At 58.2% G+C, this 18,472-nt stretch carries 16 protein-coding genes; 12 read left to right on the top strand and 4 right to left on the bottom strand.

Annotation, left to right across the window (positions count from 1 at the left end; translation table 11 throughout):
* Window positions 1-118: 118 nt before the first annotated feature.
* The gene (locus R3F64_RS05215; RefSeq protein ID WP_442908818.1) at window positions 119-988 is read left to right on the top strand and encodes an ABC transporter substrate-binding protein; all 870 of its coding nucleotides are present in this window, start codon (window positions 119-121) and stop codon (window positions 986-988) included.
* 99 nt (window positions 989-1,087) lie between these two features.
* Window positions 1,088-2,596, top strand: a complete 1,509-nt coding sequence (locus tag R3F64_RS05210) for a YifB family Mg chelatase-like AAA ATPase (RefSeq protein ID WP_332610205.1) — start codon at window positions 1,088-1,090, stop codon at window positions 2,594-2,596.
* Here R3F64_RS05210 and R3F64_RS05205 read toward each other — a convergent pair.
* Together R3F64_RS05205 and R3F64_RS05200 are read right to left on the bottom strand one after the other, a co-directional pair.
* Window positions 2,593-3,174: an NADPH-dependent FMN reductase gene (locus tag R3F64_RS05205; RefSeq protein WP_332610203.1), complete on the bottom strand. Its 582-nt coding sequence runs from the start codon at window positions 3,172-3,174 to the stop codon at window positions 2,593-2,595. The two genes, R3F64_RS05210 and R3F64_RS05205, sit on opposite strands and share 4 nt — an antisense overlap.
* 105 nt (window positions 3,175-3,279) lie before the next feature.
* Window positions 3,280-4,311 carry an alpha/beta hydrolase gene (locus R3F64_RS05200; RefSeq protein ID WP_199284240.1) on the bottom strand — a complete coding sequence of 344 codons (1,032 nt, stop codon included), beginning with the start codon at window positions 4,309-4,311 and terminating at the stop codon, window positions 3,280-3,282.
* Window positions 4,312-4,541: 230 nt separating this feature from the next.
* Here R3F64_RS05200 and R3F64_RS05195 point away from each other — a divergent pair, with 230 nt between their 5' ends.
* Entirely contained in the window at window positions 4,542-6,716 is a 2,175-nt protein-coding gene (locus R3F64_RS05195; protein ID WP_332610201.1) for a malate synthase G, read from the top strand.
* Between the two features lie 66 nt (window positions 6,717-6,782).
* The gene (locus R3F64_RS05190; protein ID WP_332610199.1) at window positions 6,783-7,199 is read left to right on the top strand and encodes a PaaI family thioesterase; all 417 of its coding nucleotides are present in this window, start codon (window positions 6,783-6,785) and stop codon (window positions 7,197-7,199) included.
* A 12-nt stretch (window positions 7,200-7,211) separates the two neighbouring features.
* On the opposite strand, the gene R3F64_RS05185 is transcribed toward R3F64_RS05190, so the two are convergent.
* On the bottom strand, window positions 7,212-7,655 hold the full coding sequence (locus tag R3F64_RS05185) for a DUF411 domain-containing protein (protein WP_332610197.1): 444 nt from the start codon (window positions 7,653-7,655) through the stop codon (window positions 7,212-7,214).
* Complete coding sequence (locus R3F64_RS05180; protein ID WP_176243692.1) at window positions 7,652-7,801, bottom strand: hypothetical protein; 150 nt, start codon at window positions 7,799-7,801, stop codon at window positions 7,652-7,654. The genes R3F64_RS05185 and R3F64_RS05180 overlap by 4 nt, the downstream gene beginning before the upstream one ends.
* A 186-nt stretch (window positions 7,802-7,987) precedes the next feature.
* On the opposite strand from R3F64_RS05180, the gene R3F64_RS05175 reads away from it, so the two are divergent.
* The 8 genes from R3F64_RS05175 to R3F64_RS05140 all read left to right on the top strand — a co-directional run bounded on the left by R3F64_RS05175 (window position 7,988) and on the right by R3F64_RS05140 (window position 18,388).
* Window positions 7,988-8,494: a cupredoxin domain-containing protein gene (locus tag R3F64_RS05175; protein ID WP_332610195.1), complete on the top strand. Its 507-nt coding sequence runs from the start codon at window positions 7,988-7,990 to the stop codon at window positions 8,492-8,494.
* A gap of 14 nt (window positions 8,495-8,508) precedes the next feature.
* Window positions 8,509-9,174, top strand: a complete 666-nt coding sequence (locus R3F64_RS05170; protein ID WP_085919482.1) for a response regulator transcription factor — start codon at window positions 8,509-8,511, stop codon at window positions 9,172-9,174.
* A complete protein-coding gene (locus R3F64_RS05165; protein WP_332610192.1) occupies window positions 9,164-10,492 on the top strand; it encodes an ATP-binding protein in 1,329 nt (442 codons plus the stop codon). The genes R3F64_RS05170 and R3F64_RS05165 overlap by 11 nt, the downstream gene beginning before the upstream one ends.
* A gap of 66 nt (window positions 10,493-10,558) precedes the next feature.
* Window positions 10,559-12,331 (top strand): copper resistance system multicopper oxidase, encoded by a 1,773-nt coding sequence (locus R3F64_RS05160; RefSeq protein WP_332610190.1) that lies wholly within the window; start codon window positions 10,559-10,561, stop codon window positions 12,329-12,331.
* A 9-nt stretch (window positions 12,332-12,340) separates the two neighbouring features.
* Window positions 12,341-13,111 (top strand): copper resistance protein B, encoded by a 771-nt coding sequence (locus R3F64_RS05155; RefSeq protein WP_332610188.1) that lies wholly within the window; start codon window positions 12,341-12,343, stop codon window positions 13,109-13,111.
* Between the two features lie 201 nt (window positions 13,112-13,312).
* Window positions 13,313-15,808, top strand: coding sequence for a bifunctional diguanylate cyclase/phosphodiesterase (locus R3F64_RS05150; RefSeq protein WP_332610186.1), 2,496 nt, complete (start codon window positions 13,313-13,315; stop codon window positions 15,806-15,808).
* Between the two features lie 115 nt (window positions 15,809-15,923).
* Entirely contained in the window at window positions 15,924-17,426 is a 1,503-nt protein-coding gene (locus R3F64_RS05145; protein WP_199284243.1) for a methyl-accepting chemotaxis protein, read from the top strand.
* Window positions 17,427-17,632: 206 nt separating this feature from the next.
* Entirely contained in the window at window positions 17,633-18,388 is a 756-nt protein-coding gene (locus R3F64_RS05140) for a MauE/DoxX family redox-associated membrane protein (RefSeq protein WP_199284244.1), read from the top strand.
* Window positions 18,389-18,472: the final 84 nt, after the last annotated feature.

The following is an 18,472-nucleotide window of genomic DNA, read 5'->3' as shown; positions in this document are numbered from 1 at the left end:
GCCGCGTCAGCACCGCGCCCAGGCACTCGCCTGGGCGTTTTGTTTGCAAACAATAAATATTATCGTTTAAATACAGCCCTTATTTTCTATTGATGCCGTCATCATGCGTTGTTCCGCTGTGTCTTCTTTGATCACTCGTATTGGCTTGCTGACTGTGTGCCTACTCGGCGGTTTTCCCGTCCAGGCGCAGCTGGCGACTATCGACTGGACGGTGGCTGAAACCTTGATTGCCCTGGACGCCCCCATTGTTGGAGGTGCCCAGAAACAGGCCTACCATGAATGGGTGGGTGAGCCACGGCTGCCCGACGAAGCCGCCGATCTGGGCCTGCGCAGCCAGCCCAACATGGAGCTGCTGGCAAAGATGCAGCCCGAGCGGACCCTGATATCCCCCATGTTTGCCGGGTTAACGCCGCGTTTGGAGCGCATCGCCCCCGTCACCTCCGTCGAGCTTTACACGCCCGGCAGCGACACCTGGCAAGAAATGCAAAGCATCACCGAGCAGATAGGCGAACTGGCGGACCGCGCACCTCAAGCGTCGCAACTGATCAAGCAGACGCATTCACTGATGGCCCGGCTGCGTGACGAACGACCCGACACGGCGCCGCTATTGATGATCCAGTTTATGGATGCCCGCCACGTGCGCGTGTTCGGTGATAACAGCCTCTATAACGCGGTACTGGAGCAGCTTGCTCTGCCCAATGCCTGGGATCAGGCGACCAACGCCTGGGGCTTTTCGCTGGTCGGCGTTGAAGAGCTCGCTCGCTACCCGGATGCCACTCTGGTGATCGTCGACCCGTTGCCTACTGGCGTCGAGGCGCAACTCGCGGAAAGCGGCCTGTGGCAGCAGCTACCCAGCGTCAAGAACGACCGCCTTTTGCGTCTGCCACCCGTGTGGAGCTTTGGCGCACTGCCCTCGGCGCAGCGCTTCGCCAAAGAACTGGTCGCCGCGTTGGAAGACGCGCCCCAGGAAGCGCTAAGCCCGAAGTGATGGCGGCCTATGCCGTACCGCGCATCTGGCTACTCACCCTCTGATAAATACGGTAGGTTAATCAGCATACGGTAATTAACAACCAGCGAGGGAACGCGCATGACGCTTGCCATTGTGGCGACACGGGCCGGGGTCGGCCTGGACGCACCGGCAGTGCACGTGGAGGTGCACCTGGCCAACGGTTTGCCTGGCTTGACGTTAGTCGGCCTGCCGGAAACCGCCGTCAAAGAAAGCCGCGAACGGGTGCGTAGCGCCCTGGTCAACGCCGGTTTTGACTTTCCCAATACCCGGCGCATCACCTTAAACCTGGCCCCGGCCGATTTACCCAAAGAGGGCGGCCGCTTCGACCTGCCCATCGCGCTGGGCATTCTTGCCGCCTCCGGGCAGATTCCCGTCGACGCTTTGGAAGGCATGGAGTTTGCGGGCGAACTGGCGCTGGACGGCAAGCTGCGCGCGGTACCCGGTATCCTGCCCTTTGCCCTGGCCGCGCGGCGCGCCAAGAAGGCACTGATCATCCCCCGCGCCTGCGCCGATGAAGCCGCGCTGGCGGGAGATTTGCCGGTGCTACCCGCCGACACCCTATGGGATGTCGTCGCCCACCTGCTCGATCAGGAAAAAATCCCGCCCCATCAACTGCCCGCCTCGGTCAAAAGCCCGGCGCCAATGGCCGACCTGGCCGACGTGCGTGGCCAGCAACAGGCCCGGCGCGCCCTGGAAGTCGCCGCTGCTGGCGGCCATAATCTGCTTTTCGCGGGCCCACCAGGCACCGGCAAGACCATGCTCGCCAGTCGCCTGCCCGGTATTTTGCCGCCACTCTCGGAAGAAGATGCGCTGGCCGTGGCGGCGGTGCGTTCGGTGTGCGGGCTGCCGCTGGAAGCCGACTGGGGCCAGCGACCCTTCAGACAACCCCACCACAGCTCCAGCGCCGCGGCACTGGTGGGCGGCGGCTCAAAACCCAAACCCGGCGAAATCTCGCTGGCCCACCATGGCGTGCTGTTCCTGGACGAATTGCCGGAGTTTTCCCGCAGCGTGCTGGAAGTTTTAAGACAACCGCTGGAAACCGGCGAAATTCATCTCGCCCGCGCCAGCCACGAGCGCCGTTACCCGGCGCAATTTCAGCTGGTGGCAGCAATGAACCCCTGCCCCTGCGGGCACCTGGGCGATCCGCGCAACCGCTGCCAGTGCACCGCCAGCCAGATCCAGCGCTATCAAAACAGGCTATCAGGCCCGCTGCTCGACCGCATCGACCTGCAGGTAGAAGTCCCGGCACTGCCACCGGAGCAACTTACCGCACAGACTCAGGGCGAATCATCCGAAGCCGTGCGTCAGCGCGTCATGGCCGCCCGGGAACGCCAAATGGCAAGAGGTGCGCTCAACAGCCAACTCAGCGGCAAGGCGCTGGAGACGGCCTGCGCCCTTAATGATGAAGAGCGCGCCTGGCTGGCGGGGGTGCTGGAAAAACTCAAGCTCTCTGCCCGCGCTTACCACCGCGTGCTGCGCGTCGCACTTACCCTCGCCGACCTGCAGGGTGAACCCAAGCCCACCCAGCCCCACTTAATCGAAGCCATCGGCTACCGGCAGTTGGATAGGCTGTTGAAGGGGGCTTAGCCGTGGGTTTTGGCCAGCGAATCGACCAGGCGCTGGCAAAGCGCATCAAGCTTTTGGCCGGTGGCCTCATCATGTAGCGCGCCACTGTCGTTGAATGCACTACCTGCCTGGGGAAGCGATAGTGGCTGCGGCAGAACCGTCAGGCTAAGGTTGGCGAGGAGCTGCTGCGCCAGGGGCATCGCGCGGATGCCGCCCAACCCGCCGGGTGATGCTGCCACCAGGGCCGCCCACTTGCCCGCAAAAAGCCCCAGGCCTGGGGTGTCTTCATAGGGCCGGGATAGCCAGTCCAGGGTATTTTTGAGCAGCGGCGTGATGAAACCGTTGTATTCCGGCGAGGCAATAAATACCGCCTGGTGCTCGGCGAGGATAGCGCGCAGTTTCAGCACATTGTCCGGCATGCCTTGCGCCTCGATGTCCTGGTCAAATAACGGGCAGGGATAATCCTTTAAATCGATAAAGGTGGCTTGGCCGCCCAGTGCCTCGATACGCTTGGCGGCGAGTTGGGCGAGCTGCTTATTCAGTGAACCTTCGCGGGCACTACCCGTAAATACCAGTACTTTCGGTGTGTTAGATGTCATCGCACGATCCTGATTGAAAATGGGCTAACGTAAGTAGGTCATTGCGAGTTTCGCACAAGCATCGGGTGATAGCATTAACCCCCACTCATATAAAGTGGCCAATAGTCAAAGGTTATCATCCGTCGTTGACGATGAGGGCGGCTTCCTGGGTGACGTTTCTGTCCTGGACGCCGCCACTTGATCGATGAACGCGTCCAGGGCATCGAACAGTGCACGGCGAATCGGCTCCGCTTCATTCACCAGGTGGTGCCTGGCATCCGGATGCCGATAGATCTGCGCGCCGGGGAATTTATCCTGCAGAATCGCCAGGTTCCATTCCCAGTCCACAGTAACGTCCTGCTCGCCCTGTAAAATCATCACTCGCAAATCCAGCGGGTCGCGGGCCAATAGCCTGGGTATCCAGCGGCGCATGGCAGTGACCCAGGCCACGCTCAGCTGATTGGGCTGCAACGGGTCGTGATCGCGTAGAAACTCGGTAAATTCTTCGTCAGTCGAGTTGGGCCGATACTTGCGCGGCAGCGCTTTAACGAAGGGACTGGCGATCAGGTGCAGCCAGCTTGCCTGGCTCCAGCCCCAGGGGCGAACCAGCGGCGCCAATAGCACCAGGCCATCCCACCCCGCTGCATGGCGGCGGCTCAGCGCGTCTGTCGCCAGGATCGCCCCACCGGTACTTTGCCCGATGCCCATCCAAGGGGCAGGCGCCATGGACTGCTGGGCCAGAATGGTTTGCACATGCGTGAGGCAGTGCTGATAGTCGTCAAAGTCATCAATGGCAGCACGCGCACCGCTGGAAAGCCCATGACCGGGCAAATCCCACAGAACAACGCGCCAGCCTTTATCCAACAAGCGTTCAAGCAGGTGGCGATAAAGCCCCAGGTGGTCGAAATAGCCGTGGACGACAAAGGCGGTGCCTTTTGGTGCAGGCGGGCTCCATACCTGGCACCACAGCGAAAAACGCCCGGTATCGATAAACCCTGCGTATACGTCCCGGGTGTCAAGGCGCAGCGCCTCCAGGCCGTAGTGCTGAAAATAGTCATTCATCGCCATGGCAAGGACGTCACCAGGCACCAAGCGGGAGAGTGCTGAGTCGCCAGCGTGGCGGCGAAACAATGCCTCTAAATGATCGAACTCGCGCATTCGCACCTCTCCTTAAACCACTCTTTCGCCACCGGTCAGTCAATCACCCATGGCGTCATTCCTTATCTTTTGGTCGAGCATGATAGCGCTTTAGCGTCTATGCTGTTTACATGCCCACACAGATGTGGAATTATTTTCCATAAATAGTTTTTAAATGCGTTTTCATCTGACTGTGACGGGGCATCAGCCGAGCAAAACGGCGTCACAGCCACCTTAACAGGAGAGTCTCCATGAGCGAGCGTATCACCCGTCACCGTTTACAGGTGGCAGCCGACCTGGATCGTTTTATCAGCGAGCAGGCCCTGCCCGGCACCGGCGTCGACGAAAGCGCCTTCTGGGCAGGCGTCGATGCTCTATTTCACGATTTAACCCCCAAAAACCGTCAACTGCTAGAAGAACGTGATGTTCTTCAAGAGAAGCTTGATGCCTGGCATCGCGAAAACCCCGGCCCGGTCGCGGACATGCCCGCCTACCGTCGCTTCTTGAAAGACGTCGGTTACCTGGTCGACGCGCCCGCCAACGTCACCGCCACCACTGCCAACGTTGACCGTGAAGTCGCCGTTCAGGCGGGCCCGCAGCTGGTCGTACCGATGAGCAACGCGCGCTACGCGCTCAACGCCGCCAACGCCCGCTGGGGCAGCCTGTACGACGCGCTCTACGGCACCGACGTGATTTCGGAAGAAGACGGCGCGGAAAAGGGCACCAGTTTTAATCCCAAGCGCGGCGCAAAGGTCATTGCCTACGCCCGCGGCGTCCTCGACCGCGCGGCGCCGCTGGCGACTGGTTCTCACCGTGATGCGGTGAACTACGCGATTCGCGATGAGCACCTGGTCGTCACGCTGGAGGGCGGACGCGAAACCGGCCTGAAGGACGCGGGTAAGCTGATCGGCTTTAGCGGCGATGCCGCCGCGCCTGACGCCATCCTGCTGGGCAACAACGGCCTGCATCTGGAAATCCAGATCGACGCCAACGACGCCATCGGTAAAACCGACCCGGCGGGTGTCAAGGACGTGGTGGCTGAAGCCGCGCTGACCGCGATCATGGACTGCGAAGACTCCGTGGCCGCCGTCGACTCGGAAGATAAGGTGGGCGTCTACAGCAACTGGCTCGGCCTGATGAAGGGCGACCTGGAAGAGAAAATCGAGAAAGGCGACAAGACCTTTACTCGCAAGCTGAACGCCGACCGGACCTGGCAAACCACCGATGGTAGCAGCGTGACGCTTCCAGGCCGCTCGCTGATGTTCGTGCGCAACGTCGGCCACCTGATGACCACCCCGGCGGTTCTCGACGAGAGCGGCAACGAACTGCCGGAAGGCATCCTCGATGCCGTCGTCACCTCATTATTGGCGCTGCACGACCTGAAAAAAGACGCTGACCAGCCGCGCAACTCGCGTGCGGGCTCGGTGTATATCGTCAAACCGAAGATGCACGGCCCCAAAGAAGTCGCGTTTGCCAACGAGCTGTTCGGCCGCGTGGAAGACATTCTGGGCATGAACCGCGATACCCTGAAAATGGGCATCATGGACGAAGAGCGCCGCACCACGGTCAACCTCAAGGCATGTATTGCCGAAGCCACATCGCGCGTGGTGTTTATCAACACCGGCTTCCTTGACCGTACCGGCGACGAAATGCACACCGCCATGGAAGCGGGCCCCATGGTGCGCAAGGGCGACATGAAGAGCGCCGCCTGGATTCAGGCCTACGAGAAGAGCAACGTTCAGGTCGGTCTCGCCTGTGGTCTGCGCGGTCGCGCCCAGATCGGCAAGGGCATGTGGGCAATGCCCGACTTGATGCACAACATGCTGGAGCAGAAAATCGGTCACCCGAAAGCGGGCGCCAACACCGCCTGGGTGCCCTCGCCCACCGCCGCGGCACTGCACGCACTGCACTACCATCAGGTCAACGTCACCGACGTGCAGCGCGAACTTGAAGCCCAGGGCGAGCCAGACTTCCTGGATGACCTGCTCACTGTACCGGTTGCCGAAAACGCCAACTGGTCCGACGAGGAAAAGCAGCAGGAGCTGGACAACAACTGCCAGGGCATTCTGGGCTACGTGGTGCGCTGGGTTGAGCACGGCGTGGGCTGCTCCAAGGTGCCGGATATCCACAACGTCGGCTTGATGGAAGACCGCGCCACGCTGCGTATCTCCAGCCAGCACATTGCCAACTGGCTGCACCATGGCATTGTCGATGCTCCACGGGTCGAAGAGACGCTCAAGCGCATGGCCAAGGTGGTCGACGAGCAGAACGCCGGGGACCCCACCTACACCGCCATGAGCGACAACTTCGAAGATTCTACCGCGTTCAAGGCGGCGTCTGACCTGATCTTCAAAGGCCGCGTCCAGCCGTCGGGCTACACCGAACCGCTACTCCACGAGTGGCGCCAGGTGCATAAGGCGAAGTAAACTCGCTAAAGGTACGATCAGCCCCGGGGCGTTTGCCTCGGGGCTTTTTTATGAAGGAAAACAACAATGACCGTGATGACCGTCGAACAGATCGAACACTTTCTCGATGAGGTCTTTCCCCAGCGCATGGGTAGGATTGAAAGCGTGGGAGAGATGAGCGCTACGATGCGCCTGACGATTGGTAACGAGCACCTGCGACCGGGCCCACGCGTTTCCGGCCCTACCATGATGGGCTTTGCCGATGTGGCCATGTATGTGGCCATTCTGGCGCAGATTGGCCCGGAGCCGATGGCCGTGACCAGCGACCTGAACTGCCACTTCCTAAGCGCCGCCTCCGGCGATCACGACATCATCGCCCACGCCAAGCTGATCAAACTCGGCCGCCGCCTGGCGGTGGGCGAGGTACAGATCGTCTCCACTGCCGATGAAACCAAACCGGTCATCCACGTTACCGCCAGCTATGTGCTGCCGGATAAACCGTGACGCGACCTTCAATCACGGCTCAAGCGTCATAAAGGGTGCGTCTTCCTGGTCGGTAAAGGTATACACCTCATAGGGTTCGCTCTGAGGCCCTGGCATGCCCGGCGTGCCGATGGGCATACCGACCAGGCCGATACCACCGACGTCAGGCTGCTCGTCAAACAGCTTGGTGACGGCTTCCATCGGCACATGGCCCTCAATCCAGTACTCACCCATCTCGATGGTGTGGCAGGCGCCAAGTCCATAGGGCACGCCCGCCTGCTGCTTGATCTCGCCGAGTTGAGCATCATCGACAATGGTGACGTCAACGCCCTGTTCTTCCAGGTGGCGCGCGTACTCATCGCAGCAGCCGCACTGGGGATTTTTGTAGAGCGTGGCTTCATCGGGCAGCGCGGCCTGGGCCGAGGTGGCACCGAGAAGCAATGCGCTGGATAGCAGCGAGGCAGTTAAACGGTTCATGAGGGATCTCCCTTTGAGGTACGGCTAAACAAATATTTTGCCAGCGCGGCGATACTCAAGCCTACCAGCAGCAGAAAAGCCAGCGGCATCAACCAACCAAACCAACCCATGGAACTCATCAAAGCAAAACAATCTGCGTTCATCATGGCAAATCTCCTGACCATTGGGCACAGCAAAAGCTTACAACCCTGGGGTTACCCCAAGGTCAAGCGATTCGCTGGTTTGGCCGAGGGTATATTGCGATAGATCATGTTTTGCTGATCAGGTTCAGGCTCGTTTCAGGTTAACGCCGTATAAAGAAAACGTCACAATAACTTTCGGGGTGAGTAACAATGCGCAAGACCTATCTTTCATCGAGTGTGTTCGCCATTACCTTAAGCTTGCTGGCAGGCGTTGCCTGGGCAGAAGGCGAGCATGATGGCGCTCACCACACGGCAAACGATGCCGAGGTAGACCGGACCATCAGCATTGAAGCCGGTGACATGTGGTTTGACCCCGAAGCGTTAGAGATCGCCGCCGGGGAAACGGTCAAGTTTGAAATCAACAATACCGGCAGCATTGAACATGAATTCGTGATCGGCGATAAGGAAGCCCAAGAAGCGCATCGTGAGATGATGCAGGCAATGGGCGGCGGCCACCACGGTGACGGCCATGGTGACCACGGCGGGCATGATATGGCAGAAGGCGAGCATGGCGGCAATATGTCCGCCGTCACGATGGCTCCCGGTGAAACCAAGACGTTGGTATGGACCGCCCCTGCAAATGTCGACAGCCTACAGTATGCCTGCAATATTCCTGGTCACTATGAGTCCGGTATGTACGGCGATATCACTTTCTAATCTGGCCTTTGCCAATGAAACTGTTGCTATTGGAAGACGATGATCTACTGGCCGAAAGCCTGGCAGAAAGTCTAAAAGACAATGGTTACCTGGTTGACGTAGCCGCCTCGGTGAAGGCGGCTTCGTCGCTGATGGCAACCGAACGTTATGAGCTGGCGATTATAGACGTGGGCCTTCCCGATGGTTCGGGCCTTACGCTTGTGAGTCAATGGCGGCAGCAAAACCGGGACACCCCGATTTTGATTCTTACCGCACGAGATACCTGGGAAGATAAAGTTATCGGCCTGGAAAAAGGCGCGGACGACTACCTCACCAAACCCTTTCACGAAGCCGAGCTGATGGCCCGGTTAAAGGCCCTGCTGCGACGGCGCTCTGTGCAACATTCCGCACGGCTGACACTTAGCGGCGTGATATTGGATGAAGCCAGCCAATGCGTTAGCGTCAACGGCCAAGCCGAACATCCGCTAACAGCCACCGAATTTCGTTTATTGCGCTACTTAATGCATCACCCCAATCGAGTACTCTCGAAAGATCTCCTACTCGACCAACTGTATACACTTGACCAGGACGCCGCGGCCTCTAACCTGGTCGAGGTCTACATTGCTCGCTTACGCCGCTATGTGGGCAAGTCACTGATCCAGACCCGCCGTGGACAGGGGTACGTGTTCGTTGCGTATTAATCGAGGTAGCCTTCGCTTCCGCCTGCTGCTATGGCTGGGCGGTGTCGCGTTGCTGGTCGTCATTACTACCTGGCTACTGCATGGGATTCTGTTACAGAATCTGGCGCGGGATTTTTTAGGCGAGCGTCTAGAACGTGAAGCCGACCACGCGGTCGCGCAGCTTGAACAAGGCGAAACCGCCGTGCCCACCTCGCTTGACTCGGTCAGCCAGGGCTATCAAGTGTTTCATCACCTTTACGTACTGCGTTTTAACAACTCAGTAAGCGCTTCCGACCCAAAGTGGCAACGCCAGCTTGCGCCACTGCTGAAAGAAAGCGGTGATGCGCTGTTAGACGTTCAGCACGATGGGCAACGCCTGTTGGTCTACCGCCGCCATTTTGAATGGCAGAGCGCAAGCGGCGTGCTACTCGTGGGGGAGGATTTTTCCCAAGTGGAAGCAGGCCTGGCCACTCTGCACTGGTGGGTAGGCGGCATTGCCGCCGGGCTTCTGGCCATGCTGATTACGCTTAATTTGCTCGCTGTGAATCGCAGTCTCACGCCGTTATGGCAGTTGCGCGAGCAGTTGGCGGCACTTCAAGCGGGGGAGCGCCAACGCCTCTCGCTCACCGCTCCGGCTGAGCTGGATGCCCTGGTGGCTCAGCTTAACCGCTTTATGGATGACATCGACCTGCGCCTTCAACGTTCGCGGGAGTCGGTCGCCAACCTCTCCCACGCGTTGAAAACCCCGCTGGCGGCGATCACCCAGGTACTACGCGGCAACCGGCCGATTGATGGCAACCGCCGCCGCAAACTACTCAGCCGTATTGAGGACATTAATGCTCAACTGGACGCCGAGCTCCGCCGTGCGCGCATCGCCGGCCCCAACGCCGGGCGCATGGTGCACCTTGAACGGGAAACCCGACGTTTGATCGAGATGTTTCGCAGCCTCTACCCCGAGCGCGAGTTTCAACTCACCTACAGTGAGCACGCCAAGGCGGTGGTGCCCGTTGAGGCCCATGATTTTGCCGAAATGCTGGGCATCGTGCTTGATAACGCCGGTAAGTGGAGCCGCACGCAGGTGCGCTGCCAGTTGGCGCTTGACGAATCACTCACCTTGACCGTGGATGACGACGGGCCGGGCGTGCCTGCGAAGGACCTCGCCAAACTCGGCGAGCGCGGCATTCGGCTAGACGAGCGCCCCCCAGGCTACGGCCTCGGGCTTTCAATTCTTGCCCAGTTGATCGCACGCTACAGTGGCACCACCCACTTTGCGAAAAGCCCGCTGGGTGGTTTGCACGTGACTGTTTGCCTGCCATTGACCCACATCAAGCAAGATTAAGCGCCATTCAGGTTAGTTTCAGCTTCTTCCATCAAGATGAGTAATCGCCATCGATGGGAGCCACACATGTCACGCTCATGTATTATTTCTCACCCGCTTTCACGCCGCCAGGTGCTGAAAGCGGGTGCCGCGCTGGGGGTTGGCTCTGCCGCCGCCATGGGCTTGACCCCTGCCTGGGCCAACCCCTGGGGTCAATCGAATGTCTACTCCCAGGGAGTAGAAGAGGGTCCCGATGTCTCACTGGCGATTCGCCGTGAATCGCTTGCCATCGACGGCCAGGACGCACGCCCATTCACGATCAACGGCACCAGCCCCGGCCCGCTGATACGCCTCAAGGAAGGCACGGATGCCATCCTGCGTGTCACCAACCTGCTGGATGAGCCAACGTCCATTCACTGGCACGGGCTGATTTTACCACCGGAAATGGACGGCGTACCCGGCGTGAGCTTTGCCGGTATCGCACCGGGCGAGACCTATACCTACCGCTTCCCGGTTCGCCAGAACGGTACCTATTGGTACCACAGCCACTCGGGCATGCAGGAACAGCTTGGCCATGTCGGGCCGTTGATTATCGACGCCGCCGAGCGTGAACCTTTCCGCTACGACCGCGAGCACGTGCTGCTGCTCACCGACTGGACCTTTGAAGACCCGATGTCGGTATTTCGTAATCTGAAAACCATGGAAGGTTATTACAACTTCCAGGAACGCACGGTCGCTGACTTCTTTGCCGATGTGCGCGATAAAGGTTTCTCACAAACCGCCGAGATGCGTGGCATGTGGGCCCAAATGCGTATGAGTTCGCGGGATATTGCCGATGTCACCGGCAGCACCTATACCTATCTGCTCAACGGTCATTCGCCGGAGGAAAACTGGAACGCACTATTTAAAGCCGGTGAACGGGTGCACCTTCGGGTGATCAACGGCTCGGCCATGTCGTATTTTGATGTGCGCATTCCCGGTTTAAAGATGACCGTGGTGGCCGCCGACGGCCAGCCGGTGCAACCCGTTCCCGTTGATGAGTTCCGTATTGGCGTGGCGGAAACCTACGATGTGCTTGTTTCACCTGAAGACGACCGAGCATACACCATCTTCGCCGAATCCATGGATCGCAGCGGCTACGCCCGCGCCACCCTGACACCGCGTGAAGGCATGCTGGCCGACATCCCTGAACGACGCCATATTGCCGACCGCGGCATGGAAGCCATGGGCGCCCACGGCATGGATCATTCCGGTATGGAGGGTATGGACCATTCCAACATGCCCGACGGTGAGAGGGAGGATATGGATCACGCTGGCATGGACCATGGCGGCGGTATGGCGGAGGAGAAAGCGAAGACTCTCGAAAACGGCTTCCTGGCCGCCGGTGAAGCCCAGCCGGGCTCACGCTACGACCAGCCGGGCATTGGCATCGACCCCAATGAGCGCCGCGTGCTGGTCTACCGTGACCTGAAGGCTTTCACTCCATGGCCCGACCGGCGCGCCCCCGGGCGCGAGATGGAGCTACACCTGACCGGCAACATGGAACGGTACATGTGGTCGTTCGACGGCAAGAAATTCAGCGAAGTAACCGGCCCCATCCACTTCGAGAAGGACGAGCGGCTGCGCCTGATCCTGGTCAACGACACCATGATGGAGCACCCCATCCACCTCCACGGTATGTGGATGGAACTGGAAAACGGCCAGGGCGAGCTGATTCCGCGCAAGCACACCCTAAACGTCAAGCCCGGCGAGCGGGTGTCAGCGCTGATCACCGCGGATGCCGAGGGTAGTTGGGCTTTCCATTGCCACCTTCTCTATCACATGGACGCTGGCATGTTCCGCGTTGTGCAAGTTTCTTAAGGAGGCCGTATGAATACCAGGCACTACTTGTCCTGCGCCAGCACAGTGCTGGCCATGGCGGCGGCCACCAGCGTCCACGCCGAAGACAGCTACGACGCCCCGGCTGACTGGCCCTCGCCGATGATGGAACACAACATGGGTATGGCACTGTTCGATCGGCTGGAATACGCCGTACCCGACAAAGGCCTAGACGCCGTGGTATGGGATTTTCAGGGCTGGTACGGCGGAGACATCAACCGCGTTTACCTTAAATCGGAAGGCGAAAACGTTCAGGGTGACGGCGAAGACGCCGAGTTCGAGTCACTGGAGCTCCTATACAGCCGCCTGGTGGCCGACTTTTGGGAACTACAGGGCGGTATCGGTTACCAAGGCGGTGTATTTTCCAATGACCATGCTGAGCGCACCTATGGTGTCGTTGGCCTGCAGGGCGTAATGCCCTACGGCATCGAAACTGATGTTGCCTTGCAAGTCAGCGATGAGGGGGATGTAGCGGCAAGCTTCGAAGGAGAGTACGACGTGCGCCTGACCCAGCGACTCTACCTACAGCCACGCACCGAAATTGCCTTGGCCGCCAATGAGGTGGAAGAATTTGGGGTTGGCAAGGGGCTGAACTCCGTTCGCGCTGGCCTGCGGCTGGGTTACGAAGTGACGCGCCGCTTCGCCCCCTACGTTGGTGCCTACTGGGAGAAACAATACGGTGACACCGCAGACCTCTCACGCGCCAGCGGCGACAACACCGAAAACACAGGCGTTGTCGCCGGTGTGAAGCTAATGTTTTAAGCCACAGCAAAGACATTCCATTTAACCAACACCCCCGCGTTGCATTGGCACCGTTGGGGTGTTTTACGTGTTAAGGTTTTGGCGTCTTTGAGGCGGCGTTTCAAACGCTATTAAACAAATCTATTACAGATCACAAGCCATGTGCCGATATTAGATATATTCAACAGCCAAAGGGTCTGCGGTCTATAAATGCTATTCAACATGTTGTCAGACCCTAGCGCCTTAAACGCGGTTCAGGGAGAACATGATACTTTCCTGGTGCTGGTTTCATGGCTGGTCGCCCTTGCAGCTTCTTACGCTGGCCTGGATATCATTAAGCTCGTCAGAAGAGGGGCTAACCCTGCCTGGCGGCTCGGCTGGCTATGCGCTGGGGCCAGCGCCATGGGACTGGGCGTCTGGAGCATGCACTTTATTGGCATGCACGCCTATCAGCTTGATTTTCCAGTAAGCCATTCACCGCTGCTTACTCTGACGTCCATTGTGCCCGCCATTCTGGGTAGCTTTGGTGTCATGGTAACGCTTTCCCGTGAAACACCGCCTAACCGCCCATTGGTGCTGGCAGGACTCGGCCTGGGTGTGGGCATTGGCGCCATGCACTACACGGGCATGGCGGCCATGCGTATGCCCGCCGAGTTACATCACTCCCAGGTCCTATTCCTGTTATCGCTGCTGGTCGCAGTTAGCTTGGGCATAGCATGCGTCTACGCCTACCGTCTTTGCCAGCATGAATGGGGCATAAAACGTGCCAGAACCTGCGCCTTTATCGCGGCGCTGTGTTTCTCCACCGCCGTGTGCGGGATGCATTATGTCGCCATGCACGCGGCCTGGTTTGTACCTACCCCCGATGCCGTATCGCCTTCGGTATCACCCGCTTCCCACTGGATTATTTATCTGATTGGTGGCGTCGCGGTATTAACCGCCTTGCTGACGTTAGTGGCTACCCGGGTACAGCGGCGGCTTCAAGCCAGCGAGCGCCATGAACACATGACACAGACGCGTCTGCTCGAAGTCATTTCAGCACTGCAGGATAGCGTGATACTGCTCGATGAGCAGGCTCGAATTCGCCTGTGCAACGCGGCGTTTGAGCGGTTGGTAGGCCTCAGCAGTCATCAGCTTGAAGGCATGTCGGTATCACAACTCGACTATGCCGAAGACAGCCACGCACTCAGCCAACACATACGCCAAGCATTGACAAAAAAGGGGGAATGGGGCGGCATGATCACCGCCCTGGATGCCAACGGTGAAGGCTTTCCCGCCTGGCTGAGCGTTAGCCGCGTCACCTATGCTGACAGTAACGACCGTGACTACGTCGCGCTGCTCAGCGACCGCTCGAAAGAACAGCAGGCCCAGGAGCGTATTCGCCACCTCGCCTATCACGACATACTGACAGAGCTTCCCAACCGTCGGGCGCTGCAGGAGCGCCTCGCCGAGATAGGCACGTCAAGGACGCCTACCCACCCGTACGCTTTTTTGGCGCTGTTTGATATTGACCGCTTCAAGGTACTCAACGACAGCCTGGGGCAAGACATTGGCGATGAGCTGCTACGCCAACTGGGCGAGCGCCTTCAACAATGGGTAGAGGCTGAGTGGCAGGTCGCCAGGCTGGACGGCAACGAGTTTGCCCTGGTGGGAACACTTGCCTGCCGAGAAGCTCCCAACGCCGAGCAGGAAATGATGCGTCTCATTGATGAGATAGTGGCGTCGCTGACCGCTGGCTACCTGCTAAAAGGCCATCCCTATCCGTGCAAGCTTAATGTTGGCGTGCTTATCTTCCAGCCCCTCGACCGGGAACCGACACCGCAGCTGTTCAAACGAGCCGGTCTGGCCCTGCTGGAAGCCAAACGCCAGCGGGATGGGAAACCTAGACTCTTTCAACAAGCACAGGAAGACGAGCTGGAAGAGCGCTTAAGCCTTGAGCGCGAACTGCGACACGCGATTGACCACAATGAGCTATGCCTTTATCTCCAACCTCAGGTCGATGCCGACAGGCAAGTGATTGGCGCTGAAGCCCTGGTTCGCTGGCAGCACCCTGAGCGCGGCATGATTTCACCAGGGCACTTTATCCCCATCGCCGAGGAGACCGGGCTTATTCTGCCATTGGGGCACTGGGTATTGCAGGAAGGCTGCCGATTGCTGGGCGAGTGGCGTCATGTCCCCGGGCTTCAAGGGCTTCAGCTATCATTGAATGTCAGTGTGCGTCAGTTCCAGCAGCCTGACTTTGCCGACCAGGTGCTGTCGGTCATTCAACAACATGATGTGCCCTCCGAACGATTGACACTGGAGCTTACCGAATCACTGCTATTAAGCGACCCCGAGGGCACCATCAAAAAGATGCAGCAGCTACAACATGAGGGTGTCAGCTTTGCTCTGGATGACTTCGGCACGGGTTATTCATCGCTGGCCTACCTCAAGGTATTGCCCCTCGACACGCTTAAAATCGACATTGCCTTCGTCAGAGATCTGGCCCTGGGGATGCAAGCCACGCCGATTGCCGCGACCATCATCGCCCTTGCACAAAGCCTGGGGCTCAGGGTGGTGGCCGAAGGCGTGGAAACCGATGACCAACGCTTGGTGCTCGCTCAACTGGGCTGCCATATCTATCAGGGCTTTCTGTTTGGACGCCCCTGCACGGCGGCAGCTCTATCAAGCGCCATACTCGAAGACGGTCCAGCAGGCCACGCCAACCTTGCTCAATAATTAATCGTTGTACTTTCCTCATTGTTGCAAATACAATTTGTACAATTAATGTACAATAACTGTTTATATTTAGCAATCACAGGCGCTTCTCATAATAGGCAAGGACACTATAACAATGGCAGATGCATCCCTTTCCAACCATATAGCACGCACCGACAGGCTCATGTGGTTGCCACTAGGCTTTATCGTTTTGTTATGCGTGGTGGTGGGTATTTTCACCCAAACCCTGTTACTTACTTTCATTGCAGGCTTGATTACCCTACCGCTGACGTACATTGTCCAACACCGATGGCACGGTCACCTTCTTAATGGGTTCGTCAAAGCCGCTGTAATGATGGCCTGGTCGGCCGTACTGATCGAGCAAAGTGGTGGGTTGATCGAAGCCCACTTCAGTATCTTTATCTTGCTCGCCGTCTTGATTCTTTACAGCGACTGGCGGGTTATTGCCTTTGGTGGACTGGTGATCGCGCTACATCACACCTTGTTTACCTGGCTTCAATACCAGGGGGTGGTTCAGCTGTATACCAGTATGGGCGACATGCAAAGCATGACAGAGGGGAGCAGCAGTCACGGCTTTGCAGATTTACTCTACTGCTTGCTAATGCATGGCGGTGCCGTCGTGGTTCAGGTGGTCATTCTCGGCTACCTGGCCAAGGTGCTGGAAAGCATGGTGAAAGAAGGCCTTTACGTCAGCCGCTTTGCCGTCGCCGCTGGTGCCGGCAATTTGGATATGGCCTTTAGCGACCAACAACAGAAGTTACCCGCAGTTGCCGCCGTCGTTAACATGCGCGACCAGGTTGCTGAGAGTTTGCGCAAAACCCAAGCGACGGCCAGCCACGTCACTGACTACAGTCAGCAGCTTTTTGTTGCCCAAGAACAACTACGCACGCAAACAGCGCGCAACAGCAGTCAAACTGAGCGTATCTCCACCAGTACCGCAGAACTCGCTGCGACGACACGCGAAACCGCCGAAGAATCACAGCAAATTCGCAAACTGGCCACTCATGCTGAAAAGGTCGCGCGCCAAAACGGCGAGCAAGTTGAAGAGATGCGCGAAATGATGCGCCTGCTAAAACACCACGCAAGCAACATTCACGAAATGCTGAGCGAAATTGATAACATTACCTTCCAGACCAACCTTCTGGCATTGAATGCCTCCGTGGAAGCTGCTCGAGCGGGTGAGCACGGGCGAGGCTTCGCCGTGGTGGCTAACGAAGTTCGTACGCTGTCGAAGAATACCCAGAACACCGCGTCTCGGATACGCCAGACTATCGCCGACACCACTGATCAGGTCTCACAAGGCGTTGACCAAACATCCACCATCGCCAATACCACCCAGTCACTTATACAAAGCTTCGAGCAAGTAGCAATTCGCTTGACCAATATGGATAACGCCGTCCAGCAGCAGCACCAGGGCGTTGAAGAGTTAGAGCAAAGTGTTAACGAAATTTATAATGCATTGGAGCTTTCCCGCGAAGCGGTGGATAACTCGCATCGCATGGCAGAACAGCTCTCCGATACGGCAGACACCATGATGCAAGCAGTGAGTGGTTTCACACTTCCGTCCCCTTCCTCACTGACCAACAAGCAAATGCTTATCGCGCCTGCCGCGGCCTAAACGCCAATCGTATTTAGCTGCTTAACCTTTCGACGGCCCTTATCGGGCTGTTGAGCGGTCAAGTATGCCTCAAAGGCTTGACCTGAAGGCAACACCAAGGGCTATGTTTATAAGAGTCAGGGTTTACAAGAGCTATGGTTTACAAGAGCTATGGTTTTTAGGCGCTATGCCTATCGCCCTGTTCAGGCAAAAATAAGGAGGTTGCCATGCCATCATCAACACACCCAATCGCGCGGGTTTACCGGATGAAAACCGCCGAGCACATGTGTCCGTTCGGCTTGAAGACGGTTGATTTACTCAAACGCAAAGGCTTTGAGGTTGACGACCATACGCTGACATCCCGCGATGAGATTGACGCCTTTAAAGCCCAAGAGAAAGTAGACACCACGCCTCAGGCATACATCGGTGATCAACGTATCGGCGGCTACGAAGAGCTGCGTGAGCATTTGGGGATGAGCGTTCCCAACGCCAAAGGTACGACTTACCGGCCGGTGCTGGCGATTTTCGCCACAGCAATGCTGATTGGCTTGGCTATTAGCTGGGCCGCCCAGGGTTCGTTAATCACGGCGCGCATGCCGGAATACGCAGTTGCCACCGCCATGGTATTGCTGGGCCTGCAAAAGCTTCAGGATGTCGAAAGTTTCAGCAGCATGTTCTTGAATTACGACCTGCTGGCCCAGCGCTATGTCCCCTACAGCTATTTTTACCCCTACGCCGAAACGCTGGCGGGTCTTCTGATGCTGGCGGGCGCACTTATCTGGCTGGCCGCGCCGCTCGCGCTGTTTGTCGGCACCGTCGGGGCAGTATCGGTGTTCAAGGCGGTCTATATCGACAAGCGCGAGCTGAAATGTGCCTGCGTAGGCGGCAACAGCAATGTACCACTGGGCTTTGTTTCGCTCACCGAAAACCTGGTGATGATCGCCATGGGGCTGTGGATGCCGCTGCGTATGCTAGCGGGGTAGGGTCGGTTTCAAGCCTAAAAGGGGCCACCCCCAAGTGCCTACAGCCGCGATGAGGGACAAAAATTTACCGTTGGGGTGATTGCC

The sequence above is a fragment of the Halomonas sp. 5021 genome, from assembly GCF_036663435.1.
In the GTDB taxonomy this organism is placed as follows: domain Bacteria; phylum Pseudomonadota; class Gammaproteobacteria; order Pseudomonadales; family Halomonadaceae; genus Vreelandella; species Vreelandella janggokensis.
The sequence above is the reverse complement of the archived record's forward strand: the minus strand, read 5'-3'. Positions and strand labels throughout refer to the sequence as shown.

Bases quoted from the DNA above. Each gene is read 5' to 3' on its own strand.
- R3F64_RS05185 (WP_332610197.1), bottom strand. From the start codon at position 7,655: ATGAACCGTTTAACTGCCTCGCTGCTATCCAGCGCATTGCTTCTCGGT.
- R3F64_RS05175 (WP_332610195.1), top strand. From the start codon at position 7,988: ATGCGCAAGACCTATCTTTCATCGAGTGTGTTCGCCATTACCTTAAGC.
- R3F64_RS05155 (WP_332610188.1), top strand. From the start codon at position 12,341: ATGAATACCAGGCACTACTTGTCCTGCGCCAGCACAGTGCTGGCCATG.
- R3F64_RS05200 (WP_199284240.1), bottom strand. From the start codon at position 4,311: ATGCGCGAGTTCGATCATTTAGAGGCATTGTTTCGCCGCCACGCTGGC.
- R3F64_RS05190 (WP_332610199.1), top strand. From the start codon at position 6,783: ATGACCGTGATGACCGTCGAACAGATCGAACACTTTCTCGATGAGGTC.
- R3F64_RS05160 (WP_332610190.1), top strand. From the start codon at position 10,559: ATGTCACGCTCATGTATTATTTCTCACCCGCTTTCACGCCGCCAGGTG.
- R3F64_RS05210 (WP_332610205.1), top strand. From the start codon at position 1,088: ATGACGCTTGCCATTGTGGCGACACGGGCCGGGGTCGGCCTGGACGCA.
- R3F64_RS05145 (WP_199284243.1), top strand. From the start codon at position 15,924: ATGGCAGATGCATCCCTTTCCAACCATATAGCACGCACCGACAGGCTC.
- R3F64_RS05195 (WP_332610201.1), top strand. From the start codon at position 4,542: ATGAGCGAGCGTATCACCCGTCACCGTTTACAGGTGGCAGCCGACCTG.
- R3F64_RS05205 (WP_332610203.1), bottom strand. From the start codon at position 3,174: ATGACATCTAACACACCGAAAGTACTGGTATTTACGGGTAGTGCCCGC.
- R3F64_RS05170 (WP_085919482.1), top strand. From the start codon at position 8,509: ATGAAACTGTTGCTATTGGAAGACGATGATCTACTGGCCGAAAGCCTG.
- R3F64_RS05180 (WP_176243692.1), bottom strand. From the start codon at position 7,801: ATGATGAACGCAGATTGTTTTGCTTTGATGAGTTCCATGGGTTGGTTT.
- R3F64_RS05150 (WP_332610186.1), top strand. From the start codon at position 13,313: ATGTTGTCAGACCCTAGCGCCTTAAACGCGGTTCAGGGAGAACATGAT.
- R3F64_RS05140 (WP_199284244.1), top strand. From the start codon at position 17,633: ATGCCATCATCAACACACCCAATCGCGCGGGTTTACCGGATGAAAACC.